Source organism: Streptomyces cavernae, from assembly GCF_004023625.1.
GTDB classification, from domain to species: Bacteria; Actinomycetota; Actinomycetes; order Streptomycetales; family Streptomycetaceae; genus Streptomyces; species Streptomyces cavernae.
This window is the reverse complement of sequence record NZ_ML137713.1, coordinates 117,365-132,129: the sequence shown is the minus strand read 5'-3', so window position 1 is coordinate 132,129 and position 14,765 is coordinate 117,365. Positions and strand designations below refer to the sequence as shown.

12 protein-coding genes and 1 pseudogene are annotated in these 14,765 nt (G+C 71.4%); 3 read left to right on the top strand and 10 right to left on the bottom strand.

The window, feature by feature from the left end; all coding sequences use genetic code 11:
- Positions 1–129 precede the first annotated feature (129 nt).
- Entirely contained in the window at positions 130–2,070 is a 1,941-nt protein-coding gene (locus EF387_RS07570) for a phosphatase PAP2 family protein (protein WP_128375717.1), read from the top strand.
- A gap of 750 nt (positions 2,071–2,820) precedes the next feature.
- On the opposite strand, the gene tgmB is transcribed toward EF387_RS07570, so the two are convergent.
- Entirely contained in the window at positions 2,821–3,810 is a 990-nt protein-coding gene (gene tgmB, locus EF387_RS07565) for an ATP-grasp ribosomal peptide maturase (protein WP_128375716.1), read from the bottom strand.
- Positions 3,811–3,827: 17 nt separating this feature from the next.
- Positions 3,828–4,019, bottom strand: coding sequence for a putative ATP-grasp-modified RiPP (gene tgmA / locus EF387_RS07560; protein ID WP_128375715.1), 192 nt, complete (start codon positions 4,017–4,019; stop codon positions 3,828–3,830).
- A gap of 638 nt (positions 4,020–4,657) precedes the next feature.
- On the opposite strand from tgmA, the gene EF387_RS07555 reads away from it, so the two are divergent.
- A complete protein-coding gene (locus tag EF387_RS07555; protein ID WP_128375714.1) occupies positions 4,658–5,872 on the top strand; it encodes a serine hydrolase domain-containing protein in 1,215 nt (404 codons plus the stop codon).
- Positions 5,873–5,915: 43 nt separating this feature from the next.
- On the opposite strand, the gene EF387_RS07550 is transcribed toward EF387_RS07555, so the two are convergent.
- The 3 genes from EF387_RS07550 to ribA all read right to left on the bottom strand — a co-directional run bounded on the left by EF387_RS07550 (position 5,916) and on the right by ribA (position 9,210).
- Positions 5,916–7,046 carry a saccharopine dehydrogenase family protein gene (locus EF387_RS07550; RefSeq protein ID WP_128375713.1) on the bottom strand — a complete coding sequence of 377 codons (1,131 nt, stop codon included), beginning with the start codon at positions 7,044–7,046 and terminating at the stop codon, positions 5,916–5,918.
- Positions 7,047–7,050: 4 nt separating this feature from the next.
- Positions 7,051–8,112 (bottom strand): saccharopine dehydrogenase, encoded by a 1,062-nt coding sequence (locus EF387_RS07545; RefSeq protein WP_128375712.1) that lies wholly within the window; start codon positions 8,110–8,112, stop codon positions 7,051–7,053.
- Between the two features lie 438 nt (positions 8,113–8,550).
- Positions 8,551–9,210 (bottom strand): GTP cyclohydrolase II, encoded by a 660-nt coding sequence (gene ribA / locus EF387_RS07540; protein ID WP_128375711.1) that lies wholly within the window; start codon positions 9,208–9,210, stop codon positions 8,551–8,553.
- 78 nt (positions 9,211–9,288) lie between these two features.
- Here ribA and EF387_RS07535 point away from each other — a divergent pair, with 78 nt between their 5' ends.
- Complete coding sequence (locus EF387_RS07535; RefSeq protein ID WP_338058094.1) at positions 9,289–10,023, top strand: creatininase family protein; 735 nt, start codon at positions 9,289–9,291, stop codon at positions 10,021–10,023.
- A gap of 125 nt (positions 10,024–10,148) precedes the next feature.
- On the opposite strand, the pseudogene EF387_RS49690 reads toward EF387_RS07535, so the two are convergent.
- From EF387_RS49690 to EF387_RS07510, 5 genes and pseudogenes are all read right to left on the bottom strand, one after another.
- Positions 10,149–10,907, bottom strand: a pseudogene (locus tag EF387_RS49690) (lysylphosphatidylglycerol synthase transmembrane domain-containing protein); the annotation flags it as partial.
- A gap of 170 nt (positions 10,908–11,077) precedes the next feature.
- The gene (locus EF387_RS07525; protein WP_128375708.1) at positions 11,078–12,049 is read right to left on the bottom strand and encodes a methyltransferase domain-containing protein; all 972 of its coding nucleotides are present in this window, start codon (positions 12,047–12,049) and stop codon (positions 11,078–11,080) included.
- Positions 12,050–12,051: 2 nt separating this feature from the next.
- Positions 12,052–13,296 carry a glycosyltransferase family 4 protein gene (locus tag EF387_RS07520; RefSeq protein ID WP_238431381.1) on the bottom strand — a complete coding sequence of 415 codons (1,245 nt, stop codon included), beginning with the start codon at positions 13,294–13,296 and terminating at the stop codon, positions 12,052–12,054.
- Entirely contained in the window at positions 13,293–13,691 is a 399-nt protein-coding gene (locus tag EF387_RS07515) for a 6-pyruvoyl trahydropterin synthase family protein (protein ID WP_128375707.1), read from the bottom strand. Before EF387_RS07515 ends, EF387_RS07520 begins: the two co-directional genes overlap by 4 nt.
- 69 nt (positions 13,692–13,760) lie before the next feature.
- Positions 13,761–14,750: a zinc-dependent alcohol dehydrogenase gene (locus tag EF387_RS07510; protein WP_128375706.1), complete on the bottom strand. Its 990-nt coding sequence runs from the start codon at positions 14,748–14,750 to the stop codon at positions 13,761–13,763.
- Between the last annotated feature and the right edge of the window lie 15 nt (positions 14,751–14,765).

The window sequence follows — 14,765 nt, the reverse complement described above, 5'->3', positions numbered from 1 at the left end:
GGCTCCACCCCCCGCACATCACCCCTGGTCAGGGCCCGGATAAGGTCCCGGCCGAACCGCTCGCGAAAGCGCCGCGCGCACAACAGCTCCACAACAGAAACCCCACAACAGCAACAGGAGAGGCCCTCCATGCCGTCCTCGACCGGAGAGCAGCACCGCCCCCGCACCCTCCTCGACCGCCGCGTCTTCCTGCGCGGCTCCATCGGCGTCTCGGCCGGCCTGGTCGCCGCCCCGGCGATCACGGCCTGGCCCGCGTCGGCCGCGACGACGGCGGCAGCCTCGGACACGGTGCCGGGCGCACCCTTCGTCGACTCGTACACGACGAACACCACCGCCGACCTCACCCCCGAGAAGAACGCGGCGGTCCGCATCCTCGGCGGCATGGCGACGGTGTGGAAGACCGGCGCCGCCTGGAACACGGGCACTCCGCTGCAGCCCGAGATTCTGCGTGCCAACATGCGCTACTCCGCGCGGATCACGACGCGCCGCACCGAGGACGAGGCCAAGCTGGCGTTCGTCTACGACCGGCAGCACCAGAGCTACTCGGTGATCGGCGGCCTGGGCCCGCTCGCCGAGCTGTACCGAACGGGCGCCAAGGCCGTCACCGGCATCACCTCGGCCCCGGAGGGCACACCGCCCGCCAAGGTCGAGGACACCCTCCCGGCCGACGCCCCCGCGGGCTCCGCGCTCGGCGCCGGCTCGACTGCCTCGGAGCTCGGCAAGGTCGTCGAGCTGGTCAACACGGTGCGCGGCCCCTTCGCCTCGGGCAACCCGAGCAAGTTCGCGTACCAGTACCCCAGGCCGTGGCGGATGAACGAGGACAGTGAGGTCGTCGACACGGGGGCGAAGGACGTCCTCGGCTACCCCGTCTACGAGTCCGACGTCGTGGTCGTGCCCCAGCTGCTGCGGCAGCGAAGCACCTCCCCCTCCGAGGACGGCGGCTACCCCAGCGGGCACACCAACGCCCTTCACCTCGCGGCCCTGGCGTTCGCCTACGCGGTTCCCGAACGCTTCCAGGAGATGGTGACGCGCGCCTTCGAACTCAGCCACACCCGGATCGTTTCGGGGATGCACTCCGCGGTCGACGTGATCGGCGGACGCGTCCTGGCCACGGCCCTCGCCGCGGCGGCCCTGCACGACCCGAAGAACGCCGAGCTGAAGGCGGCGGCGCGGGCGCAGGCGGCGGCGTACTTCCAGCAGAAGACGGGTACGACCGCGGACTCGCTGTACGCGTACGCGCACTCGGCGACGCTCGACACCGATCCGTACGCGGACCGCGCGCGCAACGCCGCGGCGGTGACGCCCCGGCTGACTTACATACTCCCCAGGCGGGGTCGCGACCGGGAGCTGACCGTGCCGAAGGGAGCGGAGGTCCTGCTGGAGACCCGGCTGCCGTACCTGTCGGCGGACCAGCGCCGCGACGTGCTGCGGACCACCGCCCTGCCCGCCGGGTACGTGCTGCTCGACGGCTTCGAGCAGTGGGGGCGGCTCAACCTGTTCGCCGCGGCGGACGGTTACGGAGCCTTCGACTCCGACGTGCACGTCACCCTGAACTCGGCCGACGGCGGCTTCGGCGCGGCGGACACCTGGCGCAACGACATCGAGGGGCGTGGCGGGCTCGTCAAGCGCGGCACCGGCACGCTGACGCTCGCGGGGGCCAACACGTACACCGGCGGCACCACCGTCGAGGCGGGTGTGCTGGCCGCCGGGTCGAAGGAGGCGTTCGGCCGCGGTGACGTCCGGGTGGCGGGTGGGGCCACGCTGCGCATCGGCGACAACACGGTGCGGGTGCGCGGCGGTTACGCGCAGGCTGGCACGCTCGACGTCACGCTCGACCGTGGGCGCGACGCGGCGCTCGTCGTGGACCGGCGGGCGGTCGTGGAGCGTGGCAGTTCGCTGGTGATCCGCTTCGATGAACGGCAGTCGCCGCGTCCGGGCAGCACGGTGGCGGTCATCGGAGCCCGCTCCCTGCAGGGCCGGTTCACCGAGGTCACCGTGGCCGTCGAGGGATGGCGGGCCGAACAGGTCTTCACCGCGCGGGGTCTGTCGGTCCGCCTGACGAAGGGCTGACCGGACCGGGCCGGCACACCGTGCCGCCCCCTGCGTTCCGGGCACGGTGGCCCGGCACCGAGTCGGGGAGCGGAGCCGTGTCCCGGCCGGGGATACGACACAGGCAGACTCTCGGCGCGGGGCCACGGCCGCACCGTGGTGGATCTCGCCGCCGCCCGGCTGGATTTCGGTGGGCTCGGCGCCGGGCCACGGCCGGTTCGCGGTGAGGCTCGGCGCCGGGGCACGGTGCCGGGTCACGGCCGGTTCACGGCCGGACCACGGTGGATCTCGGCGCCGGGCCACAGCCGGTTCACGGTGAGGCTCGGCGCCGGGGCACGGTGCCGGGCCACGGCCGGTTCACGGCCGGACCACGGTGGATCTCGGCGCCGGGCCACAGCGGTTCACGGTGAGGCTTGGCGCCGGGGCACGGTGCCGGGCCACGGCCGGTTCACGGCCGGACCACGGTGGATCTCGGCGCCGGGCCACAGCCGGTTCACGGTGAGGCTTGGCGCCGGGGCACGGTGCCGGGCCACGGCCGGTTCACGGCCGGACCACGGCGGATCTCGGCGCCGGGCCACAGCCGGTTCACGGTGAGGCACGGCGCCCGGTCACAGCCGGACCGCGTCGAGGACGCGGGGCCCGGTGCCGGTCGGCCGGTCGGCTGGTCGGCTGGTCGGCTGGTCGGGCATGTGGGCGGGTCCGGTGATGTGGGCAGGTCGGGCGATGTGGGCAGGTTGGGCAATGTGGGTTGATCCGGCGATGTGGCCGGTCTCATCGCTGGTTTTCGGTGATCAGCGCCTTTCCGTTCGAGGGCGCCGCCGCCGGGTTGGGGGCCGCCAGCCATGCGGCCACCGCATCCGCGATCGGCTGCCCCGTCTCGATCTCCACGAAGCCGAACTGCCCGGACTGGTTGCACTCGAGGAACCACCAGATTCCGTGCGCGTCCTCCGCGAAGTCGAAAGCACCGTAGGAGAGCCCGGCCTCGGTGAGATATGCCCGCACACCCGCCGCGACCCGCGGCGGAACCTCGACCGGCCGCCACGGCGTCGGCGAGGCCGCGAACCGGACGTCGACGTCGTCCGGGTCGGCGTCCGGGGCAACCGCCTTGCGGGCGGCGAGAATCCGGTCGCCGACCGCGGTCAGCCGGATGTCGGCCTGCTTGGACACCCGCCGTTGCAGCAGCGTCGGCCCGTAGGCGACGGCCCCGAAGTCCGCGTCCGGTGCGACCCGGCTGGTCGGCACCGCCCGGGGCGGCTCCTGCGGGTGCGCCCCGGACACGGGCTTGACCACCAGATCCGGGAAGCGTTCCGCGAAGTCACGGGCCGCCTGCGGAAAGGTGGTGATCAGCGTCGCCGGCACGGGCAGCCGACTGCGGTGGGCGACCTGCAGTTGCCACGGCTTGTGGCGGGCCCGCACGGCCGCGTCCGGATGGTTCATCCAGCGCGCGTCGGTGCTCCGCAGCATGCCGTAGAGGGCCTGCGAGGACTCCTCGGTCAGCCAGTCCGACGGCTCGGCGACCCGGCTCGCGGGCACCCCGGGCCTGCGAACCCAGATCGACCGGAGACCGCTCATGCTCACCATCCGCCCTCCGGCGGACAAATGTCCGCGGAAGACGCCATGCACGTACTCACCGGACAGGGCGACAGCGCCGGGAAGATCGGCCGGGTCGAGCCGGACGACGGGGACACCACGTCCGTCCAGCTTCGCCACAACCATGTCGGCGGTTACGTCCTGTTCACATGTGAGGATCAACACAGTCATTGCGAGGGGTTCCGCACTCAGTCGTCGAAGTGCGTTTTGGAGCCCGCAGTTGACGTCGTAGCGCCCAGCTCTCGCAACACTGCGTAATCATGAGCCGCTAGTCGCCCGTCGGGCATCACATTCAACTGCAGTACGGAGTCATATACGTACGGAGCGCTGACCTCCAACTGTTCAGCAGGGCGCGCGTAGTTCAGCGCAAACGGTCGCATCGGTTCTCCTTGTTCTGTGCTTTCCTCAAGCAAGCGGATGGTGACGCTCCGGCGTCACCATCCTCCTGGCGGGCCCGCACTGTCCACGGAGATATACGCATCGAACAAGCGAATAGTTGCGTCACGTTGCGTAGTTAGGGCAAACGTCCGGCTTTTTCCCCACTCCGCTTCACGGATCCCGGTTCTGCGTCGCTTACCGACCAGTAAGACGTACAGGGAGGGCGATCGGATCCACACCCGGGCACCGCGGACGTACACAACTGGGCACATCGTGACTTTCTCTGATGCACTTATAGGCCCTTTAAAGACAGAGGAGCCGAAAAACCACCCTCCACGCGGTCGGCCCGGACCAGCGGGGCCGACGCGACGGAAGCGACCGGCCCACCGGAGGGGATCGGTCCGGGCGCGGTTGCGTGAGATTTCTCATTGTCCGCAGCGGGTACCGACAGCTCGGGCAATCGGTACTCCACAGGACTTCGGCGGCATGTCGGCCACCTCCCGGTGTGCGCCACTCCGCCCGCGCGGAAACTGCGCGCGAGCGGCGTCGCGGGCGGGGGCGCAGAGCCGTCAGGACGGAGCCGGGCGAGAATCGGGTGCGGTACGGGGCACGGTATGAACTGCACAGCGGAGGAAACGCAATGGGACAGCTGCGGCAAGAGGTGGAGCCGGCCGAGGTCGGCCTGTCGGCACCGGCGCTGGAACGCCTGGACCGGCACTTCGCCGACTACGTCGACGCCGGCCGGCTGCCCGGTTTCCTGGTCTCCGTAGCCCGGCACGGCAAGGTCGCCCACCTCACCACGTATGGCAGCCGTGACCGCGCGGACGGACTCCCGGTGGAGACGGACACGGTGTGGCGGATGTACTCGATGACCAAGCCGGTCACCTCCGTGGCGGCTCTGATGCTGCTGGAGGAGGGTCGCTTCGGCCTCGACGACCCGGTGGGCCGCTATCTGCCGGCGTTCGCGGACCCACAGGTGTACGAGGCGGCCGGCAAGACCCGGCCCACGGTGGAGCCCCTGCGCATCCGGCATCTGATGACCCACACCGCGGGCCTGACCTTCGCCTTTTACCACAGCCACCCCGTGGACGCGCTCTACCGGGCCGCCGGGCTCGAGTCCTCGGTCCCGGAGGGGGCGGACCTGGCCGAGGCCTGCGAGGTGTACGCGAGCCTGCCCCTGCAGTTCGAGCCGGGCAGTCAGTGGAACTACTCGGTCGCCACCAATGTGCTCGGCCGGCTGATCGAGGTGGTCTCCGGCCGCCCCCTCGACGTGTTCTTCGCCGAGCGGATCTTCGGTCCGCTCGGCATGCCGGACGCCGGGTTCTGTGTCAGGCCCGAGCAGGCGGGCCGGCTGGCGGAGATGTACGGGCACGACGAGGCGGGCGGCATCAAACCCATCCCCGGCCTTCCCCTGCACGGTCGGCCGCGGTTCCTCTCGGGCAGCGGCGGTCTGGCGGCCGGCGCCTACGACTACCACCGCTTCATGGAGCTGCTGCGCCGGCGCGGCGAACTGGACGGCGTCCGGCTGCTGGCTGCGGAGACGGTGGACATGATGGTGTCGAACCGGCTTCCCGGCGGCGCCGACATCCAGTCCTTCGGCAGCCCGGCGCACGCCGAACCGGGGAACGCGGGCCTGGGCTTCGGTCTCGGTGTCTCGGTCGTCATCGACCCCGCCCGGACTCCCGCTCCCGCGGCGCTGGGCACCTACGGCTGGAGCGGCGTGGCGACGACCACGTTCTGGGTCGACCCGGTGCGGGACATGACGGTGCAGTTCCTCACGCAACTCCGTCCGTCACGCCCGCAGACGATCTTCCCCGAACTGAAGCAGCTGATCCACGAAGCCGTGGCCGACTGACAGCATGAGCCGAAGAACGGTCTGTGTCCGGCAGCCCCGCGCATCACAGGCGCAGCGCGAAGTCGATCCCCGTCCGCTTCAGTTCCGTCAGCCATGCCTCGGACTCCTCGGGGCTCTCCGCCGCCCGGCTCAGGCCCGGAGGCAGGGCTCCGCTCAGGATACGGCGGACCCCGAGGGACAGGGGCTGGGAGACGCACCGGGCCATCGCGCTCTCCTCGGACGTGCCCTCCATGTCCAGGAGGTACTCGCCCGACCATGTGGCGGACGGGGAGGTCACCGCGAGCGCCACCGACAGGACCACACGGTCGCGGTCCGTCTCCGTCGTGGGGTAGGTCCGCGCCAGCTCCTGGGCCAGGGCGCGGATCTGGTCGTCGTCCCCCGTTCGCAGCAGGTCGAAGACCTCGTGCCATGCCTTCAGCCAGCCGTCCAGGCGGAGGGTGCCCCGGATGAAGGTCCGCGGGGTCCAGGCCTCCGGGACTGCGTACTGGGTGACATAGGGAACGCTGTCCCGGTTGGGGTAGACCTCGAAGGATTCGCCGTCGAGGACGTGCGGACGGGTGGCCTCCCAGGGGCGGTCGGCCGTGGTCTCGGCTCCGTCCTCGATGTAGCGGGCCGGTGAGCGCAGTGCGTTCAGGACTCCGTACGGGGCCCAACTGAAACGGTACTTGAAGGAGTTGGGGGCGGCGGGTATGCCGCCGCAGTACGACGTGAGGCTCAGCTGAGCGGGCTCGGCGGGGTCGATCGCGGCCCGGGCGCGACCCAGCAGGGCATGGGCGAAGAGGTGGTCGATGCCCGGGTCCAGGCCGGCCTCGGTGAGCACGGTGACGCCCGCCGCCGTGGCCGCCGGAATCTGGTCGAGGACCGCCTCGGAAACATAGCTGGAGCAGGCGAAGTGGGCCCGGCCCGCCACGCACGCGGCGAGCAGCGCCGGGTGTTCCGTGGCCGGCAGCATGGAGACGACGACGTCACCGGGGGCGAGTTCGGCGGCGAGGGCGTCCGGGGTGAACGCGCGGGCCTCCGCGCGGTCGGCGAGGCCCAGTGCCGTCAGCCTCTCCTCGGCTCGTTCGACCGTGCGGTGCCACAGCCGCACGCGATCGGCGGTGTCGCACAGCGCGGCGAGGCCGCTTCCGGTGGACAGGCCCGCGCCGATCCAGTGAACCGTTCCGCTGACCATGGCTCTACTCCCCCGCCTTCGCCTCGAGTTCACGGCAGGCCGCCGCGAACCTTTCCCCGCAGCGCGCCCACGCCCCGCTCACCTCGAACTCCAGCAGATGTGGCGTCAGGGCCGCCGAGAAGTCGGTGCTGGCCTCCGCGGGCAGGAGGGAGGGGAGGTTGTCGATGGCGATCAGGTCGAACGGGGCGGGTTCGTCGCGCAGTCGGCGGACCGGGGCCTCCCAGTCGGTGACGGTGTCGTAGACCGGGACCACGTTCCAGGGAGAGCCGACGTCGCAGGTGACGTCGGAGAGCAGACGCAGGGCGCGGCTCGGGTCGTCCAGGTCCCGGTGGGTGAGGAAGGGGGTGACGGGCTCGGTGGTGAGCACCGTGTTGACCATCAGTTCGTGGTCGAGCAGCGCGCGGTGGTCGAGGTCGCGGGTCTCGGCGAGGTCCCAGCAGGTGGGGTCGACGCCGGCCTCGGCGAGGGCGACGCGTGCGCCGCGGCCGCTGCGGCCCAGCGCGCCGACGACCAGGGCGCTGGGTTGCTCCTTCTCCTCTCCGGTGGCCGGACGGAGCGCGGCGGCCAGCTCGGGCTGGGTGGTCGGGGTCAGCGGGGTCGTGAGCCTGCCGCGGTGGTGCAGCACGGCCAGGGCGGCGCCGACGTATCCCGCCCAGTAGCCGAAGGCGGCGAGTCGGCGGCCGGTGTCGTCCACCAGGTACTCGAGGTCGAAGAGGGTGCCGCCGCCGGCGAGGAAACGGCGCAGGAGTGTCTCGGCTCCGGGCTGGTTCTTGTAGGCGTGCCCGAAGAAGATGTGCCGGTGCCTCAACTCGGCGGGGTCGTCGTCGAGTTCCTTCAGACCTACGACCACCGTGTCCTCGGGTGCCGACTCCCAGGAGCCGGGCTCGGCCACTCGGCAGCCCGCTCGCTCGTACGCCTCGATCGGGAAGACGCGCTGCGGCGAGCGCTCGACGGTCACCCTGACGCCGCCCTCGACCAGCCGCTGGGCGTCGGCCGGCACGATGGAGGTGCGACGTTCGGTGGGGCGTGGCTCGTGGCGGAGCCACAGGGCCGGGGCGGCGCTCATGTGGGGATGACCTCCGGTCGGGGCGGCGCGGCGTGGGTTCTTGGGTTGGCGTATCGAAGCGTACGTGGGTCTGCCGCCGGTGCGCCTGCTGCCGCTGCGCCTGCCGCCGGTACGCCTGCCGCCGGTTGGTGGGTCGGGGCCGCGCCGGACTCTCCGTCCTCGGTCTGGCGGGTGGCGTGTTGTCCGTGGGGTCCTGGTGGTCCGACCGCCAGCCGCTGCGGGCGGAGAGTCCGGCACGTCCCCTTGCGCCGGACGGCGGCTGCCGGCCGGTGGGGGTACGCGTGCTCTGCCCTGCGGATAGGGCGCGGTGGGGATGCGGGGGCGAAACACCCGGTGGGGACGCGAACGCCGCCGGCTGCCCTGGAACCGGCGGCGGGGTTCGCGTATGCGGCGCGGGCAAGGTCACCCGCGAAAGGAGGACGGGGGAAGTCCCCTCGCTCAGCTACGGTGCAGCACCACACCGTCCAGGTGCGGGAGATGGTGATCGAGCCGCTCCCGCTTGGTGCGCAGGTAGCCGATGTTCTCCTCGCAGGGGTCGATCAACAGCGGTACCTGCTCGGAGACCTTGATGCCGCGCTCGGTCAACGCCTTGTACTTCAAGGGGTTGTTGGAGAGCAGACGGATCGACGTCACGCCGAGGTCGTGCAGGATCGCCGCCGCCGCACCGTAGTCGCGGGCGTCGACCGGGAGTCCGAGGGCGAGGTTCGCCTCGACGGTGTCCAGGCCCTCCGACTGGAGCTTCATGGCCTGGAGTTTGGCGAGCAGGCCTATCCCGCGGCCCTCGTGGCCGCGCAGGTAGACGAGAATGCCGCGGCCCTCCGCGGCGATCGCCCGCAGTGCCTCGGACAGTTGCGGACCGCACTCGCAGTGCGTGGACCCGAAGGCGTCCCCGGTCAGGCATTCCGAATGGACGCGGGTGAGCGCGCCCTCACCCTTGATGTCGCCGTAGGTCAGCGCCATTTGCTCGTGACCGGTGGTTCGGTCCTGGTAGCCGTAGGCCCGGAAAACGCCGTGCACGGTGGAGAGCTGAAGGTTCACCACGCGTTCGACACCTGATGGGTGAGCAATTCCGCCGGGCACGCCATCATGTTCTGTCATGTTCAAATCCTATCCTGGTCGGTGTCGGCGGTATGCGAGGATGAGCGAGTAGTTGTGGAAATGAAAGGCCGGAAAAACATGAGCAGTTCGGGTACTACGGGTCTTCTGCCGCAGGACACCACCGAGGAAGTGCGGGCCCGGGGATCCCGGGTCGCCGTTCTTCCGGTGGGGAGTCTGGAGCAGCACGGCCCCTATCTGCCGCTGACCACCGACACGGTCGTCGCCTGCACGATCGCCGGGGAGATCGCCCGTGTGTATCCCGTCCAGCTCCTTCCTCCGGTGACGATCTCCTGCTCCCACGAGCACGCGGCGTGGCCGGGGACCGTCAGTATTTCCGCCGCGACGCTGCACGCGGTGATTCGCGACATCGCGAGCTCGCTGCACCGCAGCGGAGTCGACTCGCTGGTGGTCGTCAACGGCCACGGCGGAAATTACGTTCTGGGCAATGTGGTCCAGGAATCCTTCGGCGGTGATGTCCGAATGGCACTGTTCCCCGGATTGGACGACTGGGAGATCGCTCGGGAGCGGGCCGCGGTGGAGACGTCGCTTCTCACCGACATGCACGCGGGAGAAATCGAGACGTCCATCCTGTTGCACGCCCATCCGGAACTGGTGCGCCCCGGCTATGAGACCTCCGATTGGGTCGCGGACGATCGTAGGCATCTGCTGACTCTCGGTATGTCGGCCTATACCGACTCCGGCGTCATCGGCCGGCCGTCGAGAGCGTCCGCGGAGAAGGGGAAGGAGCTGCTGGCCGCGTTCACCGAGTCCTTCGGCGAGTACTTCTCCCTCCTGGAGAACCTCGAACGGTGACCCTTCGGCGCCGGGCCTCCCGACCGCAGCCCGGCGGCCCACCGGGCGACGAGTACGACGATGCCGGGCAGGCTCGCGACGAGGCTGAGCACGCCGTAGATCACGGCGACGGTCAGTCCCTGGCTCGCGCCCAGGCCCGCGGCGCCGAACGCCCAGGCGGTGACGCCCTCGCGGGGGCCCCAGCCGCCGACGTTCAGCGGCAGCCCCATGGCGATCAGGGCCAGGAGTCCGATCGGGATCACTTCGAGCGCGGAGGCCGCTGATCCGGCGGCCCGGGCCGCGACGACGAACATCGCGAGGTGTCCGGCCAGCACGATCACGGAGGAGACCAGCACGCCGGGCGCGTTGGCCCGGGAGAGCAGGGTCTGCCGGATCTCCGCGGCCGCCGCGCGCAGGGCACGGTGCCGACGCGAGGTGCCGGGTGTCCCGCGCCGCAGCCGGAGTCCGGCCACCACAGCGAGTACCCCGAGTGCGGCGACGGCCAGCACGGCGACGAGTTCCCGGGTCTGCCGCAACACCGGCGAGTCCACCGTGACCAGGACCGCGACGCCGATCACGGCGAGGACGAGCTGACCGGCGGTCCGCTCCAGCACCACCGCTCGTACGGCGCGGCCCATGCTGCCCTCGTCCTGCCCGTGCCGTACGGCCCGGTGCACGTCACCGACGACACCGCCGGGCAGTGCCGCGTTCAGGAACAGGGCCCGGTAGTAGTCGGCGACGGCCCGGCCCAGCGGCAGTTTGATGTTCAGGCCGCGGGCCACCAGGCACCAGCGCCAGGCGCTGCAGACGGTGGTGAGGAGACCGATCGCGAGCGCCACGAGCACGGTGGCACCGTCGATGCGACGCAGTCCGTCGAGGAAGACGCCGGTGCCCAGCCGCCACATCAGTACGCCGAGGATGGCGATCCCGGCGACGGTGCCGAGGTGCTTGCGCAGGGCGGACCCGCGGCCTCGTGCACCCTCGTCACCGGTCGGCGCGGCCGCCCCGGCCGGTGACGCCTCGGGCGGGTCGTCGGCCGTCCGCTCCTCGGCAGGTCGCGTGGCCAGCCGTGTGCTCACGACACGCCGCCCCTCGGCCGGGGCAGCGCCAGCAGGTCGCTGTGGTGGACCCGCACCCGCAACTCGCCCGCCGCGGACTGGGCCAGCCTGCGCCGCAGATACGGTTCCACCCGCGGGGTGAGCTCCGGGCGCTGTTCGCAGGCGACATCGATCCAGCCGCGCAGCCAGTCCTCGATCAGCGCGGCGTCGTCGGGGCCGAGCCGCCACGGGCTCGGGTGTACCCGGACCGAGGCGCCCCGCCGGTCGAAGGCCTCGCAGGCCGCGGTGATCGCGTCCGGCCCGAGGAGGTCGCCGCGGCGCTGGTGCAGGTTGAACGCCTCGGTGATCTCGGCGTCCAGCGGGTCCTCGACGTTGAACTCGACCCGGCCCAGCACGGAGAGTGCGAAGAGGGCGGGGACGCCGGCTCCGGAGCAGGCCTCGGCGAGCGTCTCCACCTGGTCACGGGTGAGGACGTCGAGCAGGGCGGAGGCCGTCACGAGCGAGGCCCCGGCGAGCCGTTCGGCGGTCAGCTCGGTGAGGTCGCTGCGCTCGGTCTCGACGGTGACCGGGCTGCCGTCGGCGGCCGTACGCGGGGCCCGCGTCACGGCGAGATGCAGCAGATCGGGGTCACGGTCGTGGAGCACCCAGTGCTGGGCGCCGTCCAACCGGGGCGCCAGCCAGCGCCCCATCGAACCCGTGCCGCAGCCGAGGTCGTGGATCACCAGACCGCTGGCCTTGCCCGGCAGGTTCGCCAGCCGGATCCGCAACGGGTCGAGCAGGTCGTGCGCCCGGGCCGCCGCGTCCGCGGGCTCGCGCAGCTCCAGCCACTGGGGAGCGTACGGCGGTACCTCGACCGCTTCGCCGCCGGAAGTCTTCGTCGTGCTCAAGGGTCCCCCCATGTTCTCCACCGATTTCCGCGCCGACGGCACGAGGCCCAGTACGAGCCCGCCCGGTGCCCCCGGCACGTCCCCCTCGGAAATCTCCGCCATGCTCACGCCGCCCTCCGCGGTTCGCGTCGAAGTCGTCCCAGCACACCGGCGAGACTCCGGGCCGTGGTGGCCCAGCCGTCGAGCGCGGCGCGCCGGTCGCGTGCCGCCGCCTTCAGCCGGCGCCGGACGTCGGCCTCCCCGAACCAGCCGCGCAGTTCGGCGGCGAGTGCGGCCGGGTTCTCCGGCGGCACGAGGATGCCGGGCACCCCTCCGTCGGGGGCGCGTCCGATGGCCTCCGGGATCCCACCGACGTCGGTGGCGAGGACCGGGATGCCGCGGGCGAGGGCCTCGGTGACGGCCATCCCGTACGTCTCGGCGTACGAGGTGAGGACCATCAGGTCGGCGGCGTTGTAGGTGGCGTCGAGCTCGGCACCGGACCGCGGGCCGACGAGTTGCAGCCGGTCCTCCAAGCCGTGCCGGGCGATGAGTCCGCGCAGCTGTGCGACGTACTCGGGGTCCTGGGTGAGTCCGCCGACGCAGACGCAGGACCACGGAAGATCGGCGACCGCGGCGAGCGCCTCCACCAGGCGGTGCTGCCCCTTGCGCGGGGTGACCGAGGCGACGCACAGCAGCCGTGACACACCGTCGGTGCCCTTGGCGAGCGGGGCGATGTCGGCGCCGGGGGCGGCGATATGGACCCGGTCGGGAGCGAGCCCGTGGTGGGAGACCAGTCGGCGTGCCGCCCAGTCGCTGGTGGCGACGATCGCGGGCACGGAGCGCAGGGTGCGCCGCTCGCGGGCGTCCAGGTCGGCGGCGACGACGGGGTCGAGGCCGGTCTCGTCGCCGAGCGGGAGGTGCACCAGGATGACCAGGCGCAGCCGCTCGGCCTCCGGGATGACGATCTCGGGGACGCAGCAGGCGACCAGCCCGTCCATCAGGACGACGGTGCCGTCCGGCAGGTCGGCGAGGGTGCGGGCCAGTTCGGCGCGGGCGGGTGCCTCGGGCCGCGGCCAGTCGCCCTGCACCGCGTGCTTGTGGACCTGCCAGCCGAAGGCCGCGAGGTCGAAGCAGACGCGGCGGTCGTAGGCGTTGCCGCCGCTGGGCGCCGACGGGTCGTCGACACCGCCCGGCATGACGAAGTGCACGGAGCGCAGAGTCATGGGAATGATCGTGGGGACGATGGTGGGCTGGACGTTGGTCACGGTGGCGTTCCCCGTGGCCTTGGTGGCAGTGGCGGCGGCCATGACACCAGTGGTGCCGGCGGTGGCCGTCGTGGTGCCGGTCAGGGTGGCTTCGGCGTTGATCACAGGGCACGCTCGTAACTCGCCCAGGCGATGTGCGACTCGTGCAGCGTGACCGTGATGCCCGCGAGGCCCTTGGCCCCCTCGCCCAGCGCCCCGGCGTGCACACGCTCGGCGAGGCGGTCGGCGATCACCTTGGCCAGGAACTCCGTCGACGTGTTGGTGTCGGCGAAGTCCGGCTCGTTGTCGAGATTGCGGTAGTTCAACGCGCTGACCACGTCCCCGAGCTCCCGGGTGGCCAGGCCGATGTCGACGACGATGTTGTCGTCGTCGAGCTCCGCGCGACGGAAGGTGGCGTCCACGAGGAAGGTCGCTCCGTGCAGCCGCTGCGCGGGCCCGAAGACCTCTCCTCTGAAGCTGTGGGCGATCATGAGGTGATCGCGGACGGTAATGCTGAACAAGTGACGACCCTCCAGGTGCGGACCATCTCCGAGGTGTGCCCAGTAGTACGGCTGACCTGTGCCCTTTGTTCAGGCGGGTTTCAGAGCGGACTCATATACGACGCGATGGCACAGTCCGGGGATCTCACCGGAGGCGATCCGGGGCATCACTGCCGGTAGCTCGTCGAAGGTGCTTTCGCCGGTGATCAGGGCATCCAGGGCCGGATCCGCAAGCAGCCTGAGCGCGAGTTCGAGCCGGTCGGAGTAGGTGCGGCCGGGCCGGGCGGGCGAGACGGTGCCGACCTGGCTGCTGCGTACGGTCAGCCGCCGGGAGTGGAATACCTCACCCAATGGGAGGGACACCTTCCGGTCGCCGTACCAGCTGAGCTCGATGACCGTGCCTTCCGGTGCGAGGAGTTCCAGTGCCCGGGTGAGCCCGGCCTCGGTGGCGCTCGCGTGCACGACGAGATCGCAGTCACCGGCGGCTTCCTCGGGCAGCGCGAAGTCCACGCCGAGGGCCGCCGCGATCTCGGCGCGCGCTGGCAGCGCGTCGACAAGCTGCACCCGGACTCCGGGGAACCGGGCCAGCAGCGCGGCCACGCTCGAGCCGACCATTCCGGCGCCGATCACGGCGATCCGGTCACCGATCAGAGGGGACGCGTCCCACAGCGCGTTCACCGCGGTCTCCACCGTGCCGGCGAGGATCGCCCGCCCGGCGGGGACGTCGTCCGGCACCACGGTGACCGCGTCGGCCGGCACGACGAACCGGCTCTGGTGCGGGTACAGGGAGAACACCGTGCGTCCCACCAGGGACGAGGGGCCCTCCTCCACCACTCCGACGTTGAGGTAGCCGTACTTCACGGGCCCGGGGAACTCACCCTCCTGGAACGGTGCGCGCATCGCCGCATACTGGTTCTCCGGTACGCCGCCGCGGAACACGAGCGTCTCCGTGCCCCGGCTCACGCCGGAGCACAAGGAGCGCACAAGGACCTCGTCGTCGGCGCGCCGCGGAAGCTCCACTTCCCGGATCTCCCCCTGCCCTGGTGAGCGGAGCCAGAAGGCACGGGCTGTGTGTTCCATGTGGGTTCTCCTGAA

Coding starts and splice junctions, on each gene's coding strand:
- EF387_RS07570 (WP_128375717.1), top strand. CDS start 130: ATGCCGTCCTCGACCGGAGAGCAGCACCGCCCCCGCACCCTCCTCGAC.
- tgmB (WP_128375716.1), bottom strand. CDS start 3,810: ATGACTGTGTTGATCCTCACATGTGAACAGGACGTAACCGCCGACATG.
- tgmA (WP_128375715.1), bottom strand. CDS start 4,019: ATGCGACCGTTTGCGCTGAACTACGCGCGCCCTGCTGAACAGTTGGAG.
- EF387_RS07555 (WP_128375714.1), top strand. CDS start 4,658: ATGGGACAGCTGCGGCAAGAGGTGGAGCCGGCCGAGGTCGGCCTGTCG.
- EF387_RS07550 (WP_128375713.1), bottom strand. CDS start 7,046: ATGGTCAGCGGAACGGTTCACTGGATCGGCGCGGGCCTGTCCACCGGA.
- EF387_RS07545 (WP_128375712.1), bottom strand. CDS start 8,112: ATGAGCGCCGCCCCGGCCCTGTGGCTCCGCCACGAGCCACGCCCCACC.
- ribA (WP_128375711.1), bottom strand. CDS start 9,210: ATGACAGAACATGATGGCGTGCCCGGCGGAATTGCTCACCCATCAGGT.
- EF387_RS07535 (WP_338058094.1), top strand. CDS start 9,289: ATGAGCAGTTCGGGTACTACGGGTCTTCTGCCGCAGGACACCACCGAG.
- EF387_RS07525 (WP_128375708.1), bottom strand. CDS start 12,049: ATGGCGGAGATTTCCGAGGGGGACGTGCCGGGGGCACCGGGCGGGCTC.
- EF387_RS07510 (WP_128375706.1), bottom strand. CDS start 14,750: ATGGAACACACAGCCCGTGCCTTCTGGCTCCGCTCACCAGGGCAGGGG.